Raw genomic sequence first — 4,488 nt, 5'->3', positions numbered from 1 at the left:
CCCGGGGCCTGGTCCGTCCGGTACCGGCCGGTTTCCGGTTGCTGCTCGTGCACGGGGGTTCCCTACCTTCGACCGGTCACGGCTCCGGCCCACCCGTACCGACGGGCCGATCCGGACACACTAGACGAGCCGAACGGGGGAATCGTTCCGGGTGTGATCCTGGTCATGCACGGGCTATGGAGCGGCAAAGTCCGGGTGGGGGGCGCGTTTCCCGGCGCTCAGTGCGCGGAGCAGGCGTCCCCGTCGGCCGTGCGCCCCTCGAAGGTGGGCGAGGCGTTCGCCGAGGGTGACGCCGCTGTCGCTCGGTCCGGCCCGGGCGTGACCGCGGCCCTGCCCGTGACCGCCGCCGGGCTCCTGACCGCCGCCGGGCTCCTGACCGCCGCCGGGCTCGCGACCGCCCCGGCGGGTGGCGAGGGCTCCGAGCCGGGCGGCCGGACGACGATCGGCCGGTCGTCCCGCAGCGCGGTGAACAGCTCGGCGGTCTGCGGCTGCACGAACTCGTCCCGGTCCGAGTCGTAGCGGTACGGGCGGCGCGGCACCGTCAGGAACACCACGTCCGGCGAGGGGATGCCGCGCAGGTCCTGGGTGAGGTCGTACAGCGCGCCGAGCGAGGACAGCCCGCCGTCCGCCTTCACCGAGGAGGTGGCCGCGTTCAGCACCGGCCACAGCTTGGCCGGGTTCAGCAGCACCCCCTGCGACTGGACCTTGCGGATGAGCGAGGCCAGGAACTGCTGCTGACGGCCCATTCGCTGGGTGTCGCTGCCGTCGCCCAGGCTCTCCCGGGCCCGGACGTAGCCGAGCGCCTGCTCGCCGTGCAGCACCTGACGGCCGACCGTCAGGTCGAGCCTGGCCTCCTTGTCGTGGATCGGCTGCGCCACGCACACCTCGACCCCGCCGATCGCGTCCACCATGGTCTTGAAGCCGCTGAAGTCGAGGATCACGTAGTGGTCGATCCGGATGCCGCTCAGCTGCTCGACGGTGCGGATCGAACAGGCCGGGCCGCCCAGCTCGAAGGCCCAGTTGAACTGCATCAGGGCCGGCCTGCTGCGGGTGCCGTCCGACCGCTCGCAGGCGGGAACGGTGACCATGACGTCACGCGGGACGGAGAGCGCCGTCGCGCGCTTACGGTCGGCGGCCAGGTGCAGCAGGATCGTGGTGTCCGAGCGCTGGGTGCCGGGCTCCCCGCCGTAGGCGGAGTTCGGGCCGGAGCGGTCGTCGCTGCCGATCAGCAGGATGTTCTCGACGCCGCCGGCTCCCGTCGTACGGCTCGGGCGCTCGGCCTCCAGCCGGGCCAGCAGCCGGTCGGTGGCCGAGTCGGTGCGGATGTTGCCGTCCAGCTTGCGGTACGCGACCCAGGCCAGCACCCCGCCGGCGACCAGCAGGAACGCGACGGCGCCGGCGGTGATCATCAGCCACCGCCGGCGCCGGTGCGGGCGTCCGGATCCGCCCGGAGGGGTGCCGTCCGTCGGGGGAGTGTCCGTCGGGGGAGTCTCGTCGGTCGGGGGGTGCTCGGTGTCGTCCTCGGCCATGGCAGGGATCCCTACCCGCCGGGCCCTCGTCGGCGGTCAGCCGAGACGCAGCGTCACCCGTTCGGATTCGACCCGCTTCTCCCACTGCCCCGCGTCCAGGCCCTGCGAGTTGCGGCACAGCACCACCGAGGCGCCGGCCGCCAGCGGGGCGAGCAGGCCGGCCTCCAGGCCCGCCCAGTCGTCGAAGGAGAGGGTGGACAGCACGCGGTCGCCGGGCCCCAGGCCGAGGCGGACGGCGCCCTCCCGGGCCAGCGCGACGGTCTGCTCGCCCGTCAGCTTCAGCGGCAGCCCGTCCACCGTGGTCTCCAGCGCCTGCCCGTCCGGGGCGACGGGGGAGTACGGCGCGAAGCGGTCGCCCTGACCGGGCACCTCGGCGGCGTAGTCGAGGAAGCCGTCCGGGCGTTGCGGGAAGCGGCCGCCGAGCGGGCGCAGCGCGAGCGCGACGCGCTCGCCCTCGCAGGCCTGGGCGGCTTCCAGGCCGTCCGGGCCGCTCACCACGAGGTCGGCGGCGGCCGGGTCGCCGCCCGGCACCGCCGCCACCCCGACCGACCAGCAGGCCAGCAGCCAGACGGCGCTCTGCCAGTGGGCGGGCAGCAGCAGCGCGGCGCGGTCGCCCGGGCCGGCGTTCAGCTCGTCCTGGAGGAGGTTGGCGGTCTTGGCGACCCAGTTGTCGAAGGTCCGGGCGGACAGCTCCACCCGTTCGCCGGTGGCGTCGTCGTAGAAGGTGACCAGCGGGGCCGCGGGATCGACCGAAGGGGTGCCGCCGCGCAGGTATGCGTGCAGCAGCTCGACGGGGGTGCGGGCATCGGCAGCGAAAGGCGCAGTCATGGTGCGCCCCAGCCTACGGCCTTCGAGTGGCAGGCCGGGAGGGGCGGCCGACCGGGCGCTGGGCGGCGTGGCGGGCCGTCCGGTTTGCGGCGACGATCCCCTGTATGCGCCTCTCACTCCCGGCCGTGCTGCTCGCCGGCTGCACCGCCGCCCTGCTCCTCCAACCCCTCGTCACCTCCGCCGCGGCAGCCTCCGCCGCCCCGTCCCCTTCCGCTCGCCGGAGCGCGGCGGGCGGCGGCTCGACCACCTCGTTACCGCTGTCCGCCGGAAACGGCCTCGCGCCGCGCACCACCCGGCCGTTCGAGCTCCTCGGGGTCGGCTGGGACGGGCCGCAGGCCGCGATGGCGGGGGCCACGGTCCGGGTCCGCACCCGGGACGCGGCCACCGGCCGCTGGAGCGACTGGCGCACCCTGGAGGCCGACGCCGAGGACGGCCCCGACCGCGCCCCGCACGGCGCCACCGCCCCGCTGTGGACCGGGCGCAGCGACGGCGTCGCGGTCGAGGTCCGGCCGGGCCCGGCCGGAGCGCCGCCCAGGCTGCGGCTCGAACTGGTCGACCCCGGCCGGGGTGCGGACGCAGGGCCCGCCGTCCGCACCCTGCCCGCAGGCCCCGGCCCTGCGGATCCGGGCCCGACGGATCCCGGCGCGGCCGATCCCGCTCCGGCGGCCGGGCACCGGGCCCCGCGGCCGGCCATCGTCACCCGGGCCGGCTGGGGCGCCGACGAGTCGCTGCGCGAAAGGACCTTCGAGTACACCGGCCAGGTCCGCGCGGTCTTCGTCCACCACACCGCGACCGCCACCGACTACGCCTGCTCCGACGCCCCCAGGGTGATCCGGGCGATCTACCGGTACCACGTCCGGACCAGCGGCTGGCGGGACATCGGCTACAACTTCCTGGTCGACCGCTGCGGCACCGTCTACGAGGGCCGCGCGGGCGGAGTCGCCCAGCCCGTGCACGGAGCCCACACCCTCGGATTCAACGCCGACTCCGCCGGCGTCGCCGCCATCGGCACCTACGTCAACGACGCCCCTCCCCAGGCGATGCTGGACGGCCTCGCCGCCCTCGCCGCGTGGAAGCTCGGCCTCACCGGCCGGCCCGCCGACGGCCGCACCAAGCTCACCTCCGGCTCCGACGCCAGCCGCTACCCCCACGGCACGGTCGTCGACTTCGACGCCGTCTCCGGCCACCGCGACGCCTTCACCACCGAATGCCCCGGCAACGCCCTCTACGCCAAGCTCCCCGCCCTACGCGCCGCGGCGGCCCGCCTGCAGACCCGCTGACGATCCAACTGCCGCACCCCGTAAGACGTTTCACCGTTCGCTCCCGCCCCACGTATCGTTCATATCCCCAGGCGACACAGGAGGCGACGGCGGTGACGGGCGGCGAGGCGGTACGGCGCTGGCGGCCGGGCTTCCCGCTCGACGTGGCCCGGACGCTGCTGCCGCTGCGCCGCGGCCCCGCCGACCCGGCGTACCGCACCACCGGCGACGGCGCCGTCTGGCGGGCCTCCCGCACCCCGGCCGGGATCGGCACCCTGCGGGTGCTCCCGCACCCGGGCGAGGGCGAGGTCGAGGCGGCCGCCTGGGGCCCGGGCGCGCAGTGGCTGCTCGACCGGCTGCCCGCGCTGCTCGGCGCGGAGGACCACCCGGAGGCGCTGGTGCTGCCGCCCGGTCCGCTGCGGGACGTCCAGCGCCGTACCGCCGGGGTGCGGCTGGCCCGCACCGGGCTGGTCCTGGAGTCCCTCGTGCCGGCGATCCTGGAGCAGAAGGTCACCACCGACGAGGCCTACCGCGCCTGGCGCACCCTGCTGCGGGACTTCGGCACCCCGGCGCCCGGCCCGGCCGAGGGCATGCGGGTCGCGCCGTCGGCCCGCGAGTGGGCGATGATCCCGAGCTGGGAGTGGCACCGGGCGGGCGTCGACCCCAAGCGGTCGGCGACGGTGATGCGCGCGGTGCGGCTGGCGCCCCGCCTGGAGGAGGCCTCGGCGATGGGCCACGAGCAGGCCTTCGCCCGGCTGACCGCCGTCCCGGGCATCGGCGTCTGGACGGCCGCCGAGACCCTGCAGCGCAGCAACGGCGACCCGGACGCGGTGTCCGTCGGCGACTTCCACCTCCCCAACCTGGTCGGCTGG

At 75.9% G+C, this 4,488-nt stretch carries 4 protein-coding genes; 2 read left to right on the top strand and 2 right to left on the bottom strand.

The genetic code is table 11. The features are described 5' to 3' along the window. Positions 1 to 218: 218 nt before the first annotated feature. Positions 219 to 1,529, bottom strand: a complete 1,311-nt coding sequence (locus J0670_RS31030) for an LCP family protein (protein ID WP_207815158.1) — start codon at positions 1,527 to 1,529, stop codon at positions 219 to 221. Positions 1,530 to 1,565: 36 nt separating this feature from the next. After that, a complete protein-coding gene (locus J0670_RS31025) occupies positions 1,566 to 2,357 on the bottom strand; it encodes a TIGR03089 family protein (protein ID WP_207815157.1) in 792 nt (263 codons plus the stop codon). Positions 2,358 to 2,461: 104 nt separating this feature from the next. Between J0670_RS31025 and J0670_RS31020 the strand changes: the two genes are divergently transcribed. After that, a complete protein-coding gene (locus tag J0670_RS31020; RefSeq protein ID WP_207815156.1) occupies positions 2,462 to 3,637 on the top strand; it encodes a peptidoglycan recognition protein in 1,176 nt (391 codons plus the stop codon). A gap of 92 nt (positions 3,638 to 3,729) precedes the next feature. Beyond that, positions 3,730 to 4,488 (top strand): DNA-3-methyladenine glycosylase (locus J0670_RS31015; protein ID WP_207815155.1); only part of this gene is annotated, 759 nt, incomplete at its 3' end.

Origin of the sequence: Streptomyces sp. FH025 (assembly GCF_017427025.1) — a bacterium.
Taxonomy (GTDB): domain Bacteria; phylum Actinomycetota; class Actinomycetes; order Streptomycetales; family Streptomycetaceae; genus Kitasatospora.
Note: the sequence above shows the minus strand (reverse complement) of the source record. Positions and strands in the feature narration are given on the sequence as shown.

Bases quoted from the DNA above. Each gene is read 5' to 3' on its own strand.
- J0670_RS31020 (WP_207815156.1), top strand. From the start codon at position 2,462: ATGCGCCTCTCACTCCCGGCCGTGCTGCTCGCCGGCTGCACCGCCGCC.
- J0670_RS31025 (WP_207815157.1), bottom strand. From the start codon at position 2,357: ATGACTGCGCCTTTCGCTGCCGATGCCCGCACCCCCGTCGAGCTGCTG.
- J0670_RS31030 (WP_207815158.1), bottom strand. From the start codon at position 1,529: ATGGCCGAGGACGACACCGAGCACCCCCCGACCGACGAGACTCCCCCG.